Annotated in this window: 16 protein-coding genes, 1 tRNA gene and 1 rRNA gene; 10 read left to right on the plus strand and 8 right to left on the minus strand. The window is 43.5% G+C overall.

The window, feature by feature from the left end; translation table 11 throughout:
- Window positions 1–30 precede the first annotated feature (30 nt).
- Entirely contained in the window at window positions 31–924 is an 894-nt protein-coding gene (gene gspC / locus DZ860_RS08520; protein ID WP_243641830.1) for a type II secretion system protein GspC, read from the minus strand.
- A 292-nt stretch (window positions 925–1,216) separates the two neighbouring features.
- Between gspC and hslR the strand changes: the two genes are divergently transcribed.
- The 4 genes from hslR to DZ860_RS08545 all read left to right on the plus strand — a co-directional run bounded on the left by hslR (window position 1,217) and on the right by DZ860_RS08545 (window position 6,803).
- Complete coding sequence (gene hslR / locus DZ860_RS08525) at window positions 1,217–1,603, plus strand: ribosome-associated heat shock protein Hsp15 (protein WP_120030508.1); 387 nt, start codon at window positions 1,217–1,219, stop codon at window positions 1,601–1,603.
- A 33-nt stretch (window positions 1,604–1,636) separates the two neighbouring features.
- Entirely contained in the window at window positions 1,637–2,506 is an 870-nt protein-coding gene (hslO, locus tag DZ860_RS08530; RefSeq protein WP_120030509.1) for an Hsp33 family molecular chaperone HslO, read from the plus strand.
- Window positions 2,507–2,889: 383 nt separating this feature from the next.
- On the plus strand, window positions 2,890–4,518 hold the full coding sequence (gene pckA, locus DZ860_RS08540; RefSeq protein WP_120030511.1) for a phosphoenolpyruvate carboxykinase (ATP): 1,629 nt from the start codon (window positions 2,890–2,892) through the stop codon (window positions 4,516–4,518).
- A gap of 200 nt (window positions 4,519–4,718) precedes the next feature.
- The gene (locus DZ860_RS08545; protein ID WP_120030512.1) at window positions 4,719–6,803 is read left to right on the plus strand and encodes an AsmA family protein; all 2,085 of its coding nucleotides are present in this window, start codon (window positions 4,719–4,721) and stop codon (window positions 6,801–6,803) included.
- Between the two features lie 66 nt (window positions 6,804–6,869).
- Here the strand turns inward: DZ860_RS08545 and DZ860_RS08550 are convergent, their stop codons facing one another.
- From DZ860_RS08550 to DZ860_RS08560, 3 genes are all read right to left on the minus strand, one after another.
- The gene (locus tag DZ860_RS08550) at window positions 6,870–7,775 is read right to left on the minus strand and encodes a bifunctional GNAT family N-acetyltransferase/hotdog fold thioesterase (RefSeq protein ID WP_120030513.1); all 906 of its coding nucleotides are present in this window, start codon (window positions 7,773–7,775) and stop codon (window positions 6,870–6,872) included.
- Window positions 7,776–7,848: 73 nt separating this feature from the next.
- Entirely contained in the window at window positions 7,849–8,283 is a 435-nt protein-coding gene (gene dtd, locus DZ860_RS08555; RefSeq protein ID WP_120030514.1) for a D-aminoacyl-tRNA deacylase, read from the minus strand.
- Window positions 8,255–9,196, minus strand: a complete 942-nt coding sequence (locus DZ860_RS08560; protein ID WP_120030515.1) for a virulence factor BrkB family protein — start codon at window positions 9,194–9,196, stop codon at window positions 8,255–8,257. The genes dtd and DZ860_RS08560 overlap by 29 nt, the downstream gene beginning before the upstream one ends.
- A gap of 93 nt (window positions 9,197–9,289) precedes the next feature.
- Here DZ860_RS08560 and DZ860_RS08565 point away from each other — a divergent pair, with 93 nt between their 5' ends.
- Entirely contained in the window at window positions 9,290–9,931 is a 642-nt protein-coding gene (locus DZ860_RS08565) for a DUF2959 domain-containing protein (RefSeq protein WP_120030516.1), read from the plus strand.
- Window positions 9,932–10,026: 95 nt separating this feature from the next.
- Here DZ860_RS08565 and DZ860_RS08570 read toward each other — a convergent pair whose 3' ends face one another.
- Together DZ860_RS08570 and typA are read right to left on the minus strand one after the other, a co-directional pair.
- The gene (locus DZ860_RS08570) at window positions 10,027–10,569 is read right to left on the minus strand and encodes an AAA family ATPase (protein WP_120030517.1); all 543 of its coding nucleotides are present in this window, start codon (window positions 10,567–10,569) and stop codon (window positions 10,027–10,029) included.
- Between the two features lie 100 nt (window positions 10,570–10,669).
- Window positions 10,670–12,502 carry a translational GTPase TypA gene (gene typA, locus DZ860_RS08575; RefSeq protein ID WP_120030518.1) on the minus strand — a complete coding sequence of 611 codons (1,833 nt, stop codon included), beginning with the start codon at window positions 12,500–12,502 and terminating at the stop codon, window positions 10,670–10,672.
- Between the two features lie 534 nt (window positions 12,503–13,036).
- Here typA and glnA point away from each other — a divergent pair.
- The 5 genes from glnA to add all read left to right on the plus strand — a co-directional run bounded on the left by glnA (window position 13,037) and on the right by add (window position 19,089).
- Window positions 13,037–14,446 carry a glutamate--ammonia ligase gene (gene glnA, locus DZ860_RS08580; protein ID WP_120030519.1) on the plus strand — a complete coding sequence of 470 codons (1,410 nt, stop codon included), beginning with the start codon at window positions 13,037–13,039 and terminating at the stop codon, window positions 14,444–14,446.
- Window positions 14,447–14,582: 136 nt separating this feature from the next.
- The gene (locus tag DZ860_RS08585; protein ID WP_120030520.1) at window positions 14,583–15,140 is read left to right on the plus strand and encodes a DUF4124 domain-containing protein; all 558 of its coding nucleotides are present in this window, start codon (window positions 14,583–14,585) and stop codon (window positions 15,138–15,140) included.
- A 120-nt stretch (window positions 15,141–15,260) separates the two neighbouring features.
- Window positions 15,261–16,343, plus strand: coding sequence for a nitrogen regulation protein NR(II) (gene glnL, locus DZ860_RS08590; protein ID WP_120030521.1), 1,083 nt, complete (start codon window positions 15,261–15,263; stop codon window positions 16,341–16,343).
- Complete coding sequence (gene glnG, locus DZ860_RS08595) at window positions 16,340–17,743, plus strand: nitrogen regulation protein NR(I) (RefSeq protein WP_120030522.1); 1,404 nt, start codon at window positions 16,340–16,342, stop codon at window positions 17,741–17,743. The genes glnL and glnG overlap by 4 nt, the downstream gene beginning before the upstream one ends.
- 341 nt (window positions 17,744–18,084) lie before the next feature.
- Window positions 18,085–19,089: an adenosine deaminase gene (gene add, locus DZ860_RS08600; RefSeq protein ID WP_120030523.1), complete on the plus strand. Its 1,005-nt coding sequence runs from the start codon at window positions 18,085–18,087 to the stop codon at window positions 19,087–19,089.
- A 228-nt stretch (window positions 19,090–19,317) separates the two neighbouring features.
- On the opposite strand, the gene DZ860_RS08605 is transcribed toward add, so the two are convergent.
- Both DZ860_RS08605 and rrf read right to left on the minus strand, forming a co-directional pair.
- Window positions 19,318–19,408: transfer RNA gene (locus DZ860_RS08605), tRNA-Ser, on the minus strand.
- 117 nt (window positions 19,409–19,525) lie between these two features.
- Window positions 19,526–19,641, minus strand: a 5S ribosomal RNA gene (gene rrf / locus DZ860_RS08610).
- Window positions 19,642–19,671: the final 30 nt, after the last annotated feature.

Below are 19,671 nucleotides of genomic sequence, written 5' to 3' on the forward strand. Positions count from 1 at the left end.
CACGCCTATTACTCTTACACTGGGTCGGTATCATAATTCGATGTAGATGTCGTAAGGTTGACCATCTCGCTCAACCGTTAAATTCAGCTCACTCATCTCTGATAAGCTTTTAAAAATTTCTGTCATTGCCGCCGGATTACGTAAATCTTGGCCATTAAGATGTGTTGCCACATCGCCTGATTTCAGGCCAACCGAATTAAATAGCTGGCTATCTTTCCCTGGAGACAATCGATATCCCAAGATGTTGCCATCGCGTTTAACTTGCGACATACGCACATATTGGAAAATTTGTTTAGGATCTTTATTAATATCTGCGCGAATCTTGTCCATTTCGGCAGACGTCATGGTTTTACTCGGCTGCTGATTACGTTGCACTGGTTGCTGAACGGGCTTTGAATACTTTAACCCCTCAAGCATCACCGTTTCATTGCGTCCTGAGTTGTCGATGATGACGCGATCAACTTGTACCTGAACGATTTTCGCTCTGGTGCCATCAATACTTTCACCAACACCATAGGTATTCTGTTTACCTCGGTTTGCTACCACCGCTAAACTTTTTTCTGGTGTTGTGCTGGTCACTACTCCGACTAAAACAACATTGAGGCGAGTTTTAGGTGCGTCTTCCAATTTAGGTTTTTCAACCACTTTAGGTGTGTCTTGCTGATAACGACCAAACAATTGGCTGTTCTGAAGACCCGCCATATCGAATACTGAGGCATCCGCTTTTATTGAGGTAGAACTTGTCATCGGAGTCCAAGTCGCAACTTGTTGCGTTATGAATGGCTGCCACACTAACTGTCCTGCAACCCAAGCCGATGTAAATAATAAGCCAACGGTAGTGAGTGCACTAACTCGTGCCTGATTCTTCACCAGTTTTTGTATGTACTTGCGCCCTTTGTCAGGCCCAAAGCCAAATTGATTCACTCAAATACCTTTTTATTGATCATCGCATAGAAAAGAAGAAGCAAATGATTACCAAGACAAGAAAAATGATGACACTGCATGATAGATGACAGATGCGATTTATGAGCCATCTATTCTATCAAATTATGTATCTTGCAAAATATAAAATCGTGCCGATGCAAGGTGTTCCAGATTCATTTTCACAAAGTAACTTGAAAAATGAGCACTACATCACCATTGTTAGTTCATCAATGCGGTAGTGATAAACCCAGCGACTCAGCAACAATCATCATCTTAGAGGATAAAGACCGACATGGGTTCCCCAGAAGAAGCAATAAGACTCGATAAATGGCTATGGGCGGCACGTTTTTATAAAACACGTTCAATCGCTCGAAACATGGTCGATGGCGGTAAAGTTCATTATAATGGCCAGCGCAGCAAACCCAGCAAAACGGTGGAACTGGGTGCAGAAATTACGCTTCGCCAAGGTCAGGAAGAAAAGACCGTTATTATCGAGAAAATTTCTGGCCATCGTCGAGGTGCTCCTGAAGCACAAACGCTTTATTCGGAAACCGCTGGCAGCATCGCTAAACGTGAAGAAAATTCACTTCGCCGCAAGCTTCATGCTCATAACCCGAGCCCAGAACGCCGCCCTGATAAAAAGCAGCGCCGCGACATTATCAAATTTAAGCTTCAGTAAAAAGCCAGAAAATACCTACGAGGATATCGCTCAATGGCCAACAACGTTTTAAATCGCTACCTATTTGAAGATCTTTCTGTACGTGGCGAAATGGTACAACTAGATGAAGTGTACCAACAGATTATTGCCAGCAAGGAATACCCAGCAGCACTGCAAAAGCTGCTTGGTGAGCTACTCGTTTCTACGACTCTTTTAACAGCAACTTTGAAATTCGAAGGCTCTATTACCATGCAACTTCAAGGTGATGGCCCGGTTTCATTGGCAGTTATCAATGGCGACCACGATCAGAAGATCCGTGGTGTTGCTCGCTGGGAAGGTGAGATTGCTGATGACGCAACGCTGCACGAGATGATGGGTAAAGGCTACCTTGTTATTACGATTGAACCTAAGAAAGGCGAACGCTACCAAGGTGTCGTTGGCTTAGACGGTGAAACTCTAGCAGACGTATTCGAGGGTTACTTCGCTAACTCTGAACAGTTGAAAACTCGCCTATGGATCCGCACTGGCGAATTTGAAGGTAAAGCTCACGCTGCAGGTATGATGATTCAAATCATGCCAGATGGCACTGGTGCGCCAGACGATTTTGAACATTTAGAGCAACTAACCAATACAGTGAAAAATGAAGAGCTATTTGGTTTAGCAGCCGATGTTTTACTGTACCGCTTGTACAACCAAGATACGGTTCGCCTATTTGAACCTCAACCTGTCTCTTTCCACTGTGGCTGTTCTCGTGAACGCAGCGGCGCAGCGATCATGACGGTTGACCGTGAGGAGATCAAACAAATCCTTGCAGAAGATGGCAACGTTTCTCTACATTGTGATTACTGTGGTACCACTTACGCATTTGATGAAGCAGAAGTTGAAGCTCTGTTCGTTGAAGGCGGAAATGAGACTGTACACTAAGCTTCTTAGGTGACAATGCGAGTGTTAACAACTGTTAACATTAATTCGTTCACTTTAACAAGTACGTGAAAATCCCGCATAAAGCCAGCCTAGTGCTGGCTTTTTTGTGTCCAAATTTTACCCATTTCACTAAAACCCCCTACCGCATGCTGTACTTAATTTCTAAATAACAATAATTCTTTTGATCTAGCGCAATGCTTTGCGTGCGCGATAAAATGGCCATGCCAATATGTGACGAGTCGCCTAAATCAACTTTGAAATCATGGGTGTTTTTTGAGCTATCTCCCTGTTTTCTCTCCGGCCCGTTGCTAGCATGGTGAGCAGATAACAATTAAAAACATTATTACAAAATCCCTACAAAAAAATATCCACAAGGAGCACCTATGACCGTTATGGAACATACAAAGGCTGCAACAATTGATCTAAGTAAACACGGACTTCATAACGTTAAAGAGGTTGTGCGCAACCCGAGCTACGAAGTGTTGTTTGAAGAAGAAACTCGTGCCGATCTAGAAGGTTACGAGCGTGGTATTGTTACTGAACTTGGCGCAGTAGCAGTCGACACAGGCATCTTTACTGGCCGCTCACCAAAAGATAAATACATTGTTAAAGATGCAACAACAGAAGAACATATGTGGTGGACTTCTGATGCTGTGAAAAACGACAACAAACCGATCAATCAAGAAGTATGGAACGAACTTAAAGAGTTGGTAACAACTCAACTTTCTGACAAACGCCTATTTGTTATCGATGGTTATTGTGGTGCAAACCCGGATACTCGCCTAAGTATTCGAGTAATTACCGAAGTTGCGTGGCAAGCGCACTTCGTAAAAAACATGTTCATCCGCCCTAGCGAAGAAGAGCTAGCAACGTTTGAACCTGACTTTGTGGTTATGAATGGCGCGAAATGCACCAACCAGAAGTGGGAAGAGCAAGGTCTGAACTCTGAAAACTTCACAGTATTCAACTTAACTGAACGTATGCAGTTAATCGGCGGTACTTGGTACGGCGGTGAGATGAAGAAAGGCATGTTCGCAATGATGAACTACTTCCTTCCTCTTCAAGGCATTGCATCAATGCACTGTAGTGCAAACTTAGGTGAAGATGGCGATGTTGCGGTATTCTTCGGCCTATCTGGCACAGGTAAAACAACTCTATCTACAGATCCAAAACGTGCGCTAATCGGTGACGATGAGCACGGTTGGGATGATGACGGCGTATTCAACTTTGAAGGTGGTTGCTACGCAAAAACCATCAAGCTATCTAAAGAAGCTGAGCCTGATATCTACAACGCAATTCGTCGTGATGCGCTACTAGAGAACGTAACAGTTCGTAGCGATGGTTCTATCGACTTTGACGATGGTTCTAAAACAGAAAACACGCGTGTTTCTTACCCAATCCACCATATCGAAAATATCGTTAAGCCTGTCTCTAAAGGCGGTCATGCCAATAAAGTTATTTTCTTGTCGGCAGATGCGTTCGGCGTTCTACCTCCAGTGTCTAAATTGACACCTGAGCAAACGAAGTACCACTTCCTATCTGGCTTTACCGCTAAACTAGCTGGTACTGAGCGTGGCATCACTGAACCAACACCAACCTTCTCTTCTTGCTTTGGTGCAGCATTCCTAACTCTACACCCAACAAAATACGCAGAAGTATTGGTTAAACGTATGGAAGCGGCGGGTGCAGAAGCTTACTTGGTTAACACGGGTTGGAATGGTTCTGGCAAGCGTATTTCTATTCAAGATACGCGCGGCATTATCGATGCGATTCTGGATGGTTCAATTGAGCATGCAGAAACTCGACACATCCCAATCTTTAACTTAGAAGTTCCTACATCACTACCTGGCGTGGATTCAAGCATCCTTGACCCACGTGATACGTATGTTGATCCTCTACAATGGGATAGCAAAGCGCGCGATCTTGCTCAACGCTTTGTAAATAACTTCGATAAGTACACTGACAATGCAGAAGGTCAATCACTTGTCGCTGCAGGTCCTCAACTAGATTAATGACTATGGTTTAACTGGTCACTGCTGATTGATAGCAATCAGTCACAAAATCAAGTAAGAGTGCTAAATTAGACTCCTAAGCCCCTCTTTCGAGGGGCTTTTTATTGCTTGCGCATGCAAAATAGACCACTCTATACAGTCAACTTAAAGCGATATAATCAACTGAAAGACGCTTTGCTTAATAAGGATAAAGACGAGCTGTGAGAAAAAAACTCTGTATTTTCGTTACCGCACTCATTGTTGTGACAGCACTTCTCATCGCTGCGTTATTTTTCGCACTGCAAACTCATTACGCCAAAAATATCGTTAACGCCCTTTTTTCCCAAGATTCCACCTATCAAGCTTCCGTTGAAAATGTGCACTATACGCCACCACTCAATTTCGAACTAGAGGGGCTTCAGTTTCAAGTAGAACAACAGGCGTACTACCTTCCAAGTGTGCGCGTTTGGCTCAGCACGATGCCATGGAAAAATGGCAAGCTCGCCATCGATTCGTTAATCATCAATGGGGGAAATATTGAACTACATTCAACGCTCACTCGACCTCTCCACTCCCTCTCTTTACAGCAACTCGCTTTTCAGCATGTCGATCTTATAGGCAAAGAGTGGTCAGCACGTAATGTAAACGTACAAATTGAACAACCTAAATGGGTCAATCAATCTCAACACCTGCCTTACGGCAAGGCCTTAATTGAAATCGAACAGCTATACACGCAAGGGCAAGCCCTCGACGATATCTTGCTGGACATTGATAATAAAGCGGAAAACAGCACTGTGTATGGCGCTTCTTTCCAATGGCAAGGTGCCTCTTTTACCGGCCAAGCAGAGCAATACCAATCAAAATGGTCACTCGTGAATGTCACCATTAAGCACCTATCTCTAATAGAAGAAGCTCTAGAAGAAGCTCTAATAGAAGAACCTCAAATACACGAACGCTCGACATCAGCGCCGTCTAAACTCTCTTCTTCCTTAACGGAACTCACCCGATTATTGGCATCGTTTAACTTTCCGGTTAACCATATCAACAGTCTAGATATCATGCGCAGCAACTTATCGATTGGAGATGTACAGTTTGAGAATCTTGCTGCTTCGATAGAAAACATCGACCTTGAGAAAAGCATCTGGGATCAGCCAAAAGGTTACCTCTCATTTGATGCTGATAATGCTCGTTATCATGACGTTATGCTTATTGCACCCACAGCCAAGTTCACATTCTCAGAGCTTGGAATACAAATCGAAGATTTTGATGCAGATCTAAATGAAGGTCGCATATTGTTCTCGGGCTTGATTTCACCAGGGCAACTGGCGCTTGATTCACTGACATTAAGCGGTGTGAAATGGCTAGAAAACACTAATGAATTAGGCGCACAACTATGGCTGAGCAGCCAACAGTTGGAGCAGTTATCGATCCAGTCATTAAATATCGAAAACAGTCAGTTTATTCAGATAGAGCAAGCTCCTTTCTGGCAAGTTTCTGGGCTACAAGTTGATGGTACAAACCTCACCTTAGTTCGCCAACACCAGTTAGGACTGTGGCAAGGTTCTATCGAACTGTCAGCAAACACCCTTAGCGTCGACAAGACATTGGTCACCCAACCGATTTTTTCTGCCCATTCAGATCAGGATGTTTTGACGATTGAGCGAGCCATATTTCCATTAGAACATGGTTACTTCAGAGCATCTGCCCAGTGGGACAAAAGTAAAAAAAGTGCCCCTTGGTCATTGGATGTGGAGGCCGATAGCCTCCCTTTAAAGGCCATACTTACCCCTGTAGCGCCGCATCTACCATTCGATGGTTTGTTTGATATTCAGTTCGAAGCGAAAGGGCTATCTGGAGATTACGCCATGTTTGCTCATTCTGTAAGCGGTGAGGGGTTTGCGGATATTCACCAAGGTCGTGCATCATTAAAACAAACACCAAATGAGATGCTTAACGATGCTACAACGCACGAAAAAATCGCTCAGCCATTCTCTTTAGATAACATCGCTATTGTGGTGGATAGAGGTCGAATTAAAATAAAGTCTGATGTAAATGAAGACAACGCATTAATTATGGGTGACCTTGACCTGACAAAAATGGCTTACGCCACCTTACTTTATACCCATCAAGAGCCCTGTCAGCGACTCTGGTTCGATTTATTCACAGGCAAACAGTATCTGACTAAGCAATATCTGACTAAACAATGTGAATCGGCGGTCTCAGAGACTAAGGTAGACTCTAAAACGAAAGAAATGGAACCGACTGAAACCAAAGCGGCACAAGAACTTGAGGTTCAGGTTAACTAGGCTGAACTCGGATTAATAAGCTCATTACCTGAGTTCATCACTTGGCTTTATTGCTAAGCTTCATTACTAAGCTTCATTGCTAGGTAATAAAACATAAGTTCCAACAAAATCAACCGCGGCAACCGTGCCACTATATATGGTCACGTGAATCACAATACGCGCTTTACGCCCAGACGCTAAGCGATCTAAATCGCCACTAATACCATCCAAAGATGTTGAAGCGACAGGGCTTTCTTCTACGGGGTGACGATAACGAATTCGGCTATCAGCTAATACGATATCTCCTTGAAGATTGCGCTCTTTCATCAGTAGCCAAGTCATTCCCCAGCCAGTTAAGGTTGCCAATGTGAATGCAGAGCCAGCAAACATCGTATTATGAGGGTTAAGATTTGGGTTCAATTGAGCGGAGCATTCAAATTGATAGCCCGTGTACTGATTAATTTTGATGCCCATTTTGTCACTGATCGGAATCTGTTGTTCCCAGCGTTCTTGTAATTGGGCACACCAATCTGGTTTTCGTAGCACATTAGCCATAGGGTCAAGATGCTTCACCATCTGTTGGTGTCGAACAGGCCCACGCTCATCAGTTAACTCACCCCGGCGATCAAAACCGTTATGATCATAAAAGGTTATTGCGTCTTCACGTGCATTACACACTAAACGCTTTACCCCTTCCTGACGCGCTAAGGATTCCAGCGCCACCAACACCAATGATCCCATACCACGACTACGACGATTACTTTTAACTGCCATATAACGAATCTGACCTTCGTTATCAGGCGTTATATACAATCGACCGATAGCCATTGGCCGACCACGACTATCCACGATCATTCGATGGTGGCTCATCACATCGTATTCATCTCGCTCCGAACCAATAGGCATTTGCCATGGTTCACGCAGCATTTGCCAACGAAATTGATAGTACTTGTTGAGCTGATTTTCAGTTTTGGGTGTGATGAGTTTGAACATATCAATCCTTTGAGTGTACGCATCAAATAGTTTTGCTTTACCTAGACAAACAGATATAGGCAAAGCAAACAAGCTACACTTGCAGCCAAAAAGTCACCGGACCATCATTAATCAAAGAAACTTTCATATCAGCGGCAAAACGACCACGAGCCGTTGGTAAAATTAACTCACATTGATCCGAGAAGTAATCATACAAGCGTTCGGCGTCTTGAGGGTGAGCACCACGAGAAAAGCCTGCTCGTGTCCCTTTTTTCGTGTCCGCTGGTAATGTAAATTGAGACACCACTAAAACCTGACCGTTCACTTGTTGAACGTTAAGATTCATTTTGCCATCGGCATCTTCAAAGACACGATACGTTGAAACGCGTTCCACTAAGCGCTTCGCTTTCGCTTCATCATCATCCCTTTCAACGCCAAGCAATACTAATAAGCCTTGCCCAATTTCACCAACAACTTCACCGTCAACACGAACTGCGGCTTCACTTACTCTTTGAATCAGAGCGATCACTTGGTTTTCCTTCTAAATACTTTACAACATCTGGCGAGGAGTCTAACACGTCTGTATCCACACTCCACTGTTCACGCTCACCCAATGCCGCAGTGACCTCAGCACCAATTAATACAATCAACCAACACAGATAAACCCAAATAAACAAAATAGGGATGGCAGCGAGTGCACCATAAATAAGCTGATAGGATGGGAATTGAGTGATGTAGATTGCGAAGCCTTTTTTGCTCAGTTCAAACAACAAAGCGGCAATCATTCCACCGACTAATGCGTGAGACAGATGGACTCGTTTATTCGGGACCAACATATACAAGCCGACAAAAGCACTAAACGACAAGATAAGAGGAAGCCAGCGCAACAGTAGGTTGTAAGCTTGAGATAACACTTGGTTGTCTAATATTTGCAGTGATGTCACATAGGAAGTCACCGCAATGCTCGCTCCCACTAGGATCGGACCGAGAGTCAAAACCATCCAGTACATTGAGAATGAAAAAACAGCACGACGTTTTTGCTTCACTCGCCAAATGTAGTTGAGGTTATTGTCGATATTGGAAATCAACATCAAAGCAGCAACGAATAAAAACACACTACCCACCGCTGTCATTTTTCCCGTATTGGCAATAAATTCGAGCAATGCTGATTTAACCGCATCCCCCGCCGTTGGAACAAAATGTGTGATAACAAAGTTTTGTATCACCTCTCCGGCAGTGGCAAAAATCGAAAAAGAAGATAATACCGACAACAAGACCGTCAGCATTGGAACCAAAGATAAAAGCGTAATATAGGTTAGGTAGCCGGCATTAACATTAATACGGTCATGGATAACTCTCGTCCATAAGTAACGAGAAAATAGGATAAACTGCTTCACGATAGAATCGAATTTCAACTTGTATCTCTCCAATAACTCATTCATTCTTTGTATACCCAAGTGATCTCAAGATACGTATTTCTGTGTGAATAGCTTGGTATATTATGCACCTATCATTCTAATTGAAAGGAACTTGAGATGCCTTACCTACTCGCGATCGTACTCTCACTATTTACGTTAACTGGCTGCCAGTCTGCGTATTACTCTGCCATGGAACAAGTTGGCTACCATAAACGCGATATCATGGTCGATCGTGTTGAAGATGCCAAAGAGTCACAAGAAGAAGCTCAGCAAGAGTTCACCAGTGCTCTGGAAGCGTTATCAGCACTAACTAATTTTAATGGTGGTGAACTTGAAGACGTTTACAATGACATCAATGCGAAATACCAAGACAGTGAGCAAGCTGCTGAAAACGTAAGAAGCCGCATCGCTGCCATTGAAGATGTTTCTGAAGCCTTATTTGCCGAGTGGCAAGAAGAGCTGTCGTTGTACACCAGCAGTAAACTACGCCGAGCCAGTGAACAAAAACTGCGTCAAACAGAGACGTCATATAGAAGTATGATTCGAGCAATGAAGAACGCGGAACAGAAAATGACACCGGTTCTAAACACGCTACGAGATAACACTCTATTTCTTAAACATAACCTCAATGCGAGCGCGATTGGCTCACTGCAAGGGGAGTTTAGTGACTTAGAAAAAGAAATTCAGTATGCCATTGCCCAAATGAATACGGCTATCGCAGAATCGGATAAGTTTTTGCAAAAGCTCAATCAAAAGTAGCGTTATTTCCTCACCTAACCACTCTTAAATGATTGGTTAGGTGAAAGCCATATATCTGCAACAATAGCGCTATCTAATACCGCACTCTCTCAGACTCAACAGATATCATTTAACACAAAGCCCAACGTCATTGCGATAAATTGCACTCTTTGGGTTATGCTCCCCCAAGGTACTTCGATAACATCAAAACCAAGCTCTCGATAGGTTTCGATTAAAGTATCGTGTATTTGTAGTGCTTCTTCAAAACTATGAGGACGTATCTCATCTTGAACGTAAATAGATGCCTCAGGGCGACAAACAAAGACCTGTGAATGGTAATCAGCGCATGATGCCACGTACTCAGCACCAACCTCACAACCGCCCACTTTCAAATACGCACAGATATCCGGAATGGCTCTGTCCATAAAAGCAATCGGATGATTATAAGCCTGCTGCTTTTGCTGGTTCATCAGTTGCAAGCATAGGCGAGCAAATCCAGGCAAATTCGTCCAAGGCAAAATACCTGCATCAAGCTGACTTTGCTGCTCGATAAGATAACGAGATCCCTCTTCGAACGTCATAATGCCTTGTTTAGCGAATGCGTTCACTAGCGTCGTTTTTCCCGCGCCAGGTCCGCCAGTAATAATAATGGGTCTCATGAACTCTTCTCTATCGACAACCGTCTTTTGTTTGAGGCAATAAAAAACCCTGAGTTAATCAATAACTCAGGGTTTTTTCAATCTTGGCTAACTAAGTAAATTACTTAGGAGCACGACCAGCACGTTTACGATCGTTTTCCGTTAGGTGACGCTTACGGATACGGATGCTTTCTGGTGTAACTTCTACTAGCTCATCTTCATCAATAAACTCTAGAGCTTGCTCTAGTGTGAATTTGATTGCTGGAGATAGAGTTTGCGCTTCATCAGTACCAGATGCACGAACGTTCGTTAGCTGCTTACCTTTCAGACAGTTTACTGTTAGGTCGTTTGAACGGTTATGAATACCGATAACTTGACCTTCATAAACTTCATCAGCGTGCTCAGTAAATAAACGACCACGATCTTGAAGGTTAAATAGTGCGTAAGTTAGTGCTTTACCAGTAGCGTTTGAAATTAGAACGCCGTTGTTACGCATACCAATTACGCCACCTTTGTGTGGACCGTAGTGATCAAACGTATGGTAAAGAAGACCAGAACCTGAAGTTAGAGTCATGAATTCAGTTTGGAAACCGATTAGACCACGAGAAGGCATCATAAAGTCCATGCGAACACGGCCTTTACCATCTGGAGCCATATCTGTTAGCTCACCTTTACGTAGACCAATTTTCTCCATAACACCGCCTTGGTGCTCTTCCATAACGTCGATAGTTACTACTTCGAACGGTTCAGAAAGTTCACCGTTCTCATCTTTCTTGATGATAACTTCTGGACGAGATACCGCTAGCTCGAAACCTTCACGACGCATGTTTTCGATCAGGATAGATAGGTGAAGTTCACCACGGCCTGATACACGGAAACGGTCTGGGTTGTCAGTTTCTTCAACACGTAGTGCTACGTTGTGTACTAGTTCTTTTTGTAGACGCTCAAGGATGTTACGTGAAGTCACGAACTTACCTTCTTTACCCGCGAACGGAGAAGTGTTTACTTGGAACGTCATTGTTACTGTTGGTTCATCAACAGAAAGTGGAGTCATCGCTTCAACGTGGTTTTGATCACAGATTGTGTCTGAAATTTTCAGCTCACCAAGACCAGTGATTGCAATAATGTCACCCGCGTTAGCTTGTTCAATTTCGTGACGCTCAAGACCAAGGTAGCCCATTACTGTGCCAACTTTACCGTTACGTTTTTTACCATCAGCGCCAACAACTGTTACTTGTTGGTTTGCACGTACGCTACCACGAGTAACACGAGCAACACCGATAACACCTACGTATGAGCTGTAATCTAGCTGAGAGATTTGCATCTGTAGTGGACCGTCAAGGTCAACGTTTGGAGCTTCTACGTTGTCAACAACAGCTTGGAACAATGGTTCCATGTTCTCGCCAGTTTCGCCTTCTTCCATAGTCGCCCAGCCGTTTAGAGCTGATGCGTATACAGTAGTGAAGTCTAGCTGTTCGTCAGTTGCGCCTAGGTTGTCGAATAGATCAAAGATTTGATCCATAACCCACTCAGGACGCGCGCCTGGACGGTCAATCTTGTTGATTACAACGATTGGCTTAAGACCGTGAGCGAATGCTTTTTGAGTAACGAAACGAGTTTGAGGCATTGGGCCGTCAACCGCATCAACGATAAGTAGTACAGAGTCTACCATTGACATGATACGTTCAACTTCACCACCGAAGTCCGCGTGTCCCGGAGTATCTACGATGTTGATGTGGTAATCATTCCAGTTGATTGCTGTGTTCTTAGCAAGGATGGTAATGCCACGCTCTTTCTCGATGTCATTAGAGTCCATGACTCGCTCTTCAGCTTCACCGCGAGACTCTAGCGTACCCGATTGTTGAAGTAGCTTATCAACAAGTGTGGTTTTACCGTGGTCAACGTGCGCGATGATCGCGATATTTCTTAGTTTATCAATCTGTGGAGTAGCCATGGATTATTATTCACTTAATAGAAGAAATGCCCCTTTGTAAAAGAACGGGTGTTCTCAAGCGACATTTGCTGATTAAAAAAACGACCATAATGTACCAGATTCTAGCAAAAAGCATAGAAATATGTGATCTACTCCAGAGCTTTTCTAACATTTTTTCGTGTTTTGACGCCTGAGACAAAAAGTACCCTTGATTTTTAGTCACTTTCCTCAATTCCCCGATCAATACACATTGACTATTGTGCAATTAATAGGCTGAATAGGTTGCTAGGATGTCGCATCTTGGTGCAATTTAACTCGAACGCACCAAGTTAGTGCATTTGATGATCATTTTGGTGCGTTTTTTTATACTCAATAATGATGAAAACACATAAAGCACTGAAATTAATGGATTATATTTTTTGGCACGATTTTAGCTAAAGAGAAATCAGCATCGATTAATGATGAATAATAGAAAATTAATCAATGCGAGATAAATTACTTTATAGTGCATACGTCGAGTCATTACCGCTTTAATAACACTGGAGGTTATCCAAGATGTCAGTTGAAAACGTTCTATCGCTGATCCAAGAAAACGAAGTTAAGTTTGTTGACCTACGCTTTACTGATACAAAAGGTAAAGAGCAACACATCTCAATCCCTTCTCACCAAGTCGATGCAGACTTCTTTGAAGACGGTAAGATGTTTGATGGTTCTTCAGTTGCTGGTTGGAAAGGCATTAACGAATCAGACATGGTGATGATGCCTGACGCAACATCAGCTGTTCTTGACCCGTTCACAGTAGATGCAACACTAAACATCCGTTGTGACATCCTTGAGCCTGCAACAATGCAAGGTTACGACCGTGACCCTCGCTCTATCGCAAAACGCGCTGAAGACTACATGCGTGCAACTGGTCTAGCTGACACTGTTCTTGTTGGTCCAGAGCCAGAGTTCTTCCTATTTGACGATGTTAAATACTCAAACGACATGTCTGGTTCTTTCTTCAAGATCGATGATGTTGAAGCAGCATGGAACACTGGCGCAGACTTCGAAGGTGGTAACAAAGGTCACCGTCCTGGCGTTAAAGGCGGTTACTTCCCAGTAGCACCTGTTGACTCATCACAAGACATCCGTTCTGCAATGTGTCTAATCATGGAAGAGATGGGCCTTGTTGTTGAAGCTCACCACCACGAAGTAGCGACTGCGGGCCAGAACGAAATCGCAACTCGTTTTAACACGCTAACAACGAAAGCGGATGAGATCCAAATCTACAAGTACGTTGTACACAACGTAGCACACTCATTTGGTAAGACAGCAACATTCATGCCTAAGCCACTTGTTGGTGACAACGGTAGCGGCATGCACGTTCACATGTCTCTAAACAAAGATGGCCAAAACCTGTTTGCTGGCGATAAGTACGGCGGCCTATCTGAGATGGCGCTTTACTACATTGGCGGTATCATCAAACACGCTCGTGCAATCAACGCATTTGCTAACCCATCAACTAACTCATACAAGCGTCTAGTCCCAGGCTTTGAAGCGCCAGTTATGCTTGCATACTCTGCTCGTAACCGTTCTGCTTCTATCCGTATCCCAGTGGTACCAAGCCCGAAAGCGCGTCGTATCGAAGCTCGCTTCCCAGATCCAGCAGCTAACCCATACCTAGCGTTTGCTTGTCTACTAATGGCTGGTCTTGACGGTATCAAGAACAAGATCCACCCAGGCGAAGCGATGGATAAAGACTTGTACGACTTACCAGCAGAAGAAGCAGCTGAGATTCCAAAAGTAGCAGAATCACTAGAAGTGGCTCTAAAAGCACTAGACGAAGATCGTGAGTTCCTAACTTCTGGCGGCGTATTCTCTGATGACTTCATCGATTCTTACATCAAGCTAAAAATGCAAGATGTTGAGAAAATCAACATGGCAACACACCCACTTGAGTTTGAACTTTACTACTCAGTGTAAGTTGATTGCATGATTACTTAGGCTCGCCTCGCAGGCGGGCCTTTTTTTTCTCTTTTTCTTCTCAGTTCTGACTATCGCGGACACTTATGATGATTCACTGAAAGACCAACATAGATTGAGAGGAGGAGATAACACCATGAAAAATGTAGCAAAGGCGATTCTAATCATGAGCTTGCTACTGATTAGCTTTTTATCTTCCGCTCAATCAAAGCAAACCATTTATACCTGGGTTGATAGTAAAGGAATTCGTCATTTTAACGACCATCCTCAACATATAGATGCACAGCCTATCACCCTAGAAAATAAACCACTTCCCCTAACCCCTACACCAGATGAAGAGCTGCAGAAAAAAACACCATTACATAAAAATAGAGACACAGCTGAAGCAACTGAAGCAACCAATATTGAAATACTTTCTCCGCGACAAAATGAAACCTTGCGAAATAACCAAGGGGAAATTGTCATCACAACAGAACTAAGTCGTAAACTCAAACCAGATGAACAATTGCAGCTAATCCTAGGTGGCACATCATACGGAGCACCACAAACCACTCAACGATGGATACTAAAAAATATTGATCGTGGTAAGCATCAAATTTCTATTCAAGTTGTCTCTCTCGGCAAGGTTATTGCATCGTCTATAACGATTACTGTGCATTTGAAACGAGCGAGTGCGATTAAGGTCAGTAAATAGAGATTATCTCCTCTTTCACTGCTTTTTCTCTTCATCTCCGCGTACTGATGCGCCATACTCAATCCGTCTTTGCACCACTTTGGTGCGCTAACTGAATGGGCAATAAAGGGAGCATATCGAGTGAATGGAGCATTGGATAATATTATCCTCAATCATCAAGTCACCGCTGTACTGATTATGGATGAACAGCTAAACGTTCATTATGCCAACCCTGCGGCAGAGCAGCTCTTTTCACAAAGCGCAAAACGCATTTCTGCCCAACCACTAAAACAGTTGATTCAGCACTCTTCGATTGAGTTGTCTCTGATAACACAACCGTTACAAAGTGGACAAAGCATGACTGACAGCGACGTAACCTTGATTGTCGATGGTCGCCCTTTAATGCTCGAGGTCACAGCTAGTCCTGTCGAATGGCAAAAAGAATTAATGTTGTTGGTCGAAATGCGAAAAATCGATCAACAACGTCGTCTCTCTCAAGAGCTAAACCAACACGCACAGCAGCAAGCGGCGAAACTTCTCGTTCGTGGTTTAGCACACGAGATCAAGAATCCGTTAGGTGGGTTACGTGGAGCTGCGCAGTTACTAGAACGCATGCTGCCTGATCCTAGCTTAAAAGAATATACCCAGATCATTATTGAACAGGCTGACCGTCTACGTGCACTCGTCGATCGATTACTCGGCCCACAAAAACCGGGTATGAAGAAATACGAAAATGTTCACCTTGTTTTAGAAAAAGTTAGACAGCTGATCGATCTAGAAGCTGAGGGGAAAATAGAGATTGAGCGAGATTATGATCCTAGCCTCCCTGATCTTTTAATCGATACTGACCAGATAGAACAAGCACTACTGAATATTGCCAGTAATGCAGGACAAATCCTCGCAACTCAGCGTCACGGTAAAATTAAGTTGCGAACCAGAACCGTCCATCAAGCAAATATTCACGGACAACGCTATAAGCTCGCCGCAAAAATTGAGGTGATTGATAACGGTCCAGGTATCCCATCTGAACTTCAAGATACGCTTTTTTATCCTATGGTCAGCGGACGTGATGGAGGAACCGGACTTGGACTCTCCATTGCTCAAAATCTCATTGATCAACATAAAGGCAAAATAGACGTTGAAAGCTGGCCGGGGCGAACTTGCTTTACGATTTACCTTCCCATTGAAATGACAGCTCATGGCTGTAAGGAACCAATTTTATGAGTAAAGGATACGTTTGGGTCGTTGATGACGACAGCTCAATTCGTTGGGTTATAGAGAAAACGCTCTCTTCCGCGAACATTAAGTGCGAAACCTTTTCCGATGCGGAAAGTGTCTTACTTGCGCTTGAACGAGAAACCCCAGATGTACTTGTCTCTGATATTCGTATGCCGGGCATTGATGGTATTGAACTTCTTAATCAAGTTCATGAACACTCACCGACACTGCCTGTCATCATCATGACCGCTCATTCCGATTTAGACGCAGCGGTTAATGCTTATCAACAAGGGGCATTTGAATATCTACCAAAGCCTTTTGATGTCGATGAAACACTCACATTGGTGGAGCGTGCTATTGCTCATAGCCAAGAGCAACGACAAGATCAAGCAAAGGAAGAGGAACCTAACGCAGCAACACCTGAGATTATTGGTGAGGCGCCTGCGATGCAGGAAGTCTTTCGTGCGATTGGGCGATTATCTCGTTCGTCGATCTCGGTTCTAATCAACGGAGAATCTGGTACAGGTAAAGAACTTGTCGCCCAAGCCCTGCACCGTCATAGTCCTAGAGCAAAAAAACCTTTTATTGCGTTAAACATGGCTGCAATACCAAAAGACCTGATTGAGTCTGAGTTGTTTGGCCATGAAAAAGGAGCATTTACTGGTGCAGGTAATGTTCGCCAAGGACGATTTGAACAAGCCAATGGCGGCACGTTATTCCTTGATGAAATTGGCGATATGCCACTTGATATTCAAACACGTCTGTTACGCGTACTTGCCGATGGCCAGTTCTATCGCGTTGGTGGACATTCGCCAATCAAGGTGGATGTTCGTATCGTTGCGGCCACACATCAAAACCTTGAAAATTTAGTAAAGAAAGGCGATTTTCGTGAAGATTTATTCCATCGCTTAAATGTCATTCGAATTCATATTCCGGCACTTCGAGAACGAAAGCAGGATATCGAAAAGCTCACACTGCATTTTCTCAATTCTGCCGCAGAAGAACTTGGCGTCGAGATGAAAACCTTGCACGATAGTGCTGTTGAAGCTCTAACCAAACTGGATTGGCCCGGAAACGTGCGCCAACTTGAGAATACTTGTCGTTGGTTAACTGTAATGGCCAGTGGCAGTGAGATTTTACCGAGCGATTTACCAAGTGAGCTGACTGAAAATACCTCTTCAGCCTCACTCCAAGTCGATGACCATTGGCAACATCATTTAGCGAGTTGGGCTAAGAGTGCTCTTGCTCATGGGGATTCAGAGTTGCTCTCGTATGCGCTACCTGAATTCGAACGTATTTTACTCGAAGCCGCTCTTGAACATACCGGTGGTCATAAGCAAGATGCCGCGAAGTTATTAGGTTGGGGAAGAAACACCTTAACAAGAAAGCTTAAAGAGCTTTATTAACTTCTGGGAATACCTTAGGAAACATAGGTAGCGAATCTTTGAGGGTATTTAGAACTCGACGACATTTTGCGGTAGTACATTGGCGGCCAGCGTTTAACACCTCTTGCTGTCGCCAATAAATCAAAACCAATAAAAGCTTGTCGATATCTCGCTGGAAATAATTAAAAGTCAGATTTAGGTTATTTGTTCAACAGCCCAGTTCCCGATGATCATTGGCCAACAAATTTAGTTAACATGAAGTAACTATCATCAATTAGTCGTGTTTTAAGGTGCTTATTGTACTGACACTCAGTAGTTTGATTCATATACTTAGCACAAATCACACTATTGGAATGACGACTATGATAACCAAAAACATACCACTGACCGATTTACACCGTCATTTAGATGGCAATATCCGTACTCAGACTATTTTAGATTTAGGCCAAAAATTTGGTGTTGCTCTACCAGCTTACGATGTTGCTGCTCTTACTCCTCATGTTCAAATCGTAGAAGCTGAACCATCTCTTATCGCTTTCCTATCTAAACTTGATTGGGGGGTCGCTGTTCTTGGTGATCTTGATGCTTGTCGTCGTGTCGCTTATGAAAATGTGGAAGATGCGCTTAACGCCCAAATCGACTACGCTGAATTACGCTTTTCACCTTACTATATGGCTATGAAACACAAATTACCTATTGCTGGTGTTGTAGAAGCCGTTGTTGATGGTGTTCAAGCTGGTATGCGTGACTTTGGTATTAAAGCGAATCTTATTGGCATTATGAGCCGCACTTTCGGTACCGATGCATGCCAACAGGAGTTGGATGCTATCTTGACGCAAAAAGACCACATTGTTGCCGTTGATCTAGCGGGTGATGAACTAGGTCAACCTGGTGATCGCTTTGTGAAGCACTTTGCTCAAGTTAAAGATGCCGGCCTTAATATTACCGTCCACGCTGGTGAAGCCGCTGGTGCTGAAAGTATGTGGCAGGCAATTCAACAATTAGGCGCGACTCGTATCGGTCATGGTGTTAAAGCTATCGAAGATCCAAAGTTAATGGATTACCTTGCTCAGCACCATATTGGCATTGAATCTTGCCTAACCTCTAATATTCAAACCAGTACAGTCGCATCACTGGCAACTCACCCGATTAAACAGTTCCTAGAACACGGCGTGTTAGCGTGTCTGAACACCGATGATCCAGCAGTCGAGGGAATTGAATTACCTTACGAATACGAAGTTGCTGCGCCGCAAGCTGGCCTGTCTCAAGCGCAAATTCGTCAAGCACAAGCTAATGGCTTAGAGTTGGCATTCTTGTCTGATGCAGAGAAAGATGAATTAACGCAAAAAGCAGCACAACGAGCTTAAATAAGAAAATTTAGAATAGAGCCGGCATTAACATGTCGGTTTTTTTATGTCTGGATATTGAAGATAAGACGAATTTTATCAAACACGATAAAGCCGATACGCGATCTATACGTACCCTATATTGGCATTAATTACCGACTATCATTGGATTTGAAAGCAATAACATTGAATTTACCAAACGCTAGATAGCAAAAAACCCGCTGATAAATCAGCGGGTTTCTTAAATAGTGGCGGAGAGATAGGGATTTGAACCCTAGGTGGGCTATAAACCCACGCCGGTTTTCAAGACCGGTGCTTTAAACCACTCAGCCATCTCTCCGCAAATCTTTACTAAAATTTAGTCTGATACTAATGATGCTATATTTTAGTTTTGTTCTTAGACATCACTTGTAAGCAATAAAATACGTACAATGAACAATCTAAAAACGATATTAAAGCCTGGCGATGTCCTACTCTCACATGGGGAGACCCCACACTACCATCGGCGCTATTGCGTTTCACTTCTGAGTTCGGCATGGAGTCAGGTGGGTCCGCAACGCTATGGTCGCCAAGCAAATTCTTTCTCTCTATTTCTAGAGAATA

Origin of the sequence: Vibrio sinensis, assembly GCF_003605645.1 — a bacterium.
GTDB lineage: Bacteria > Pseudomonadota > Gammaproteobacteria > Enterobacterales > Vibrionaceae > Vibrio > Vibrio sinensis.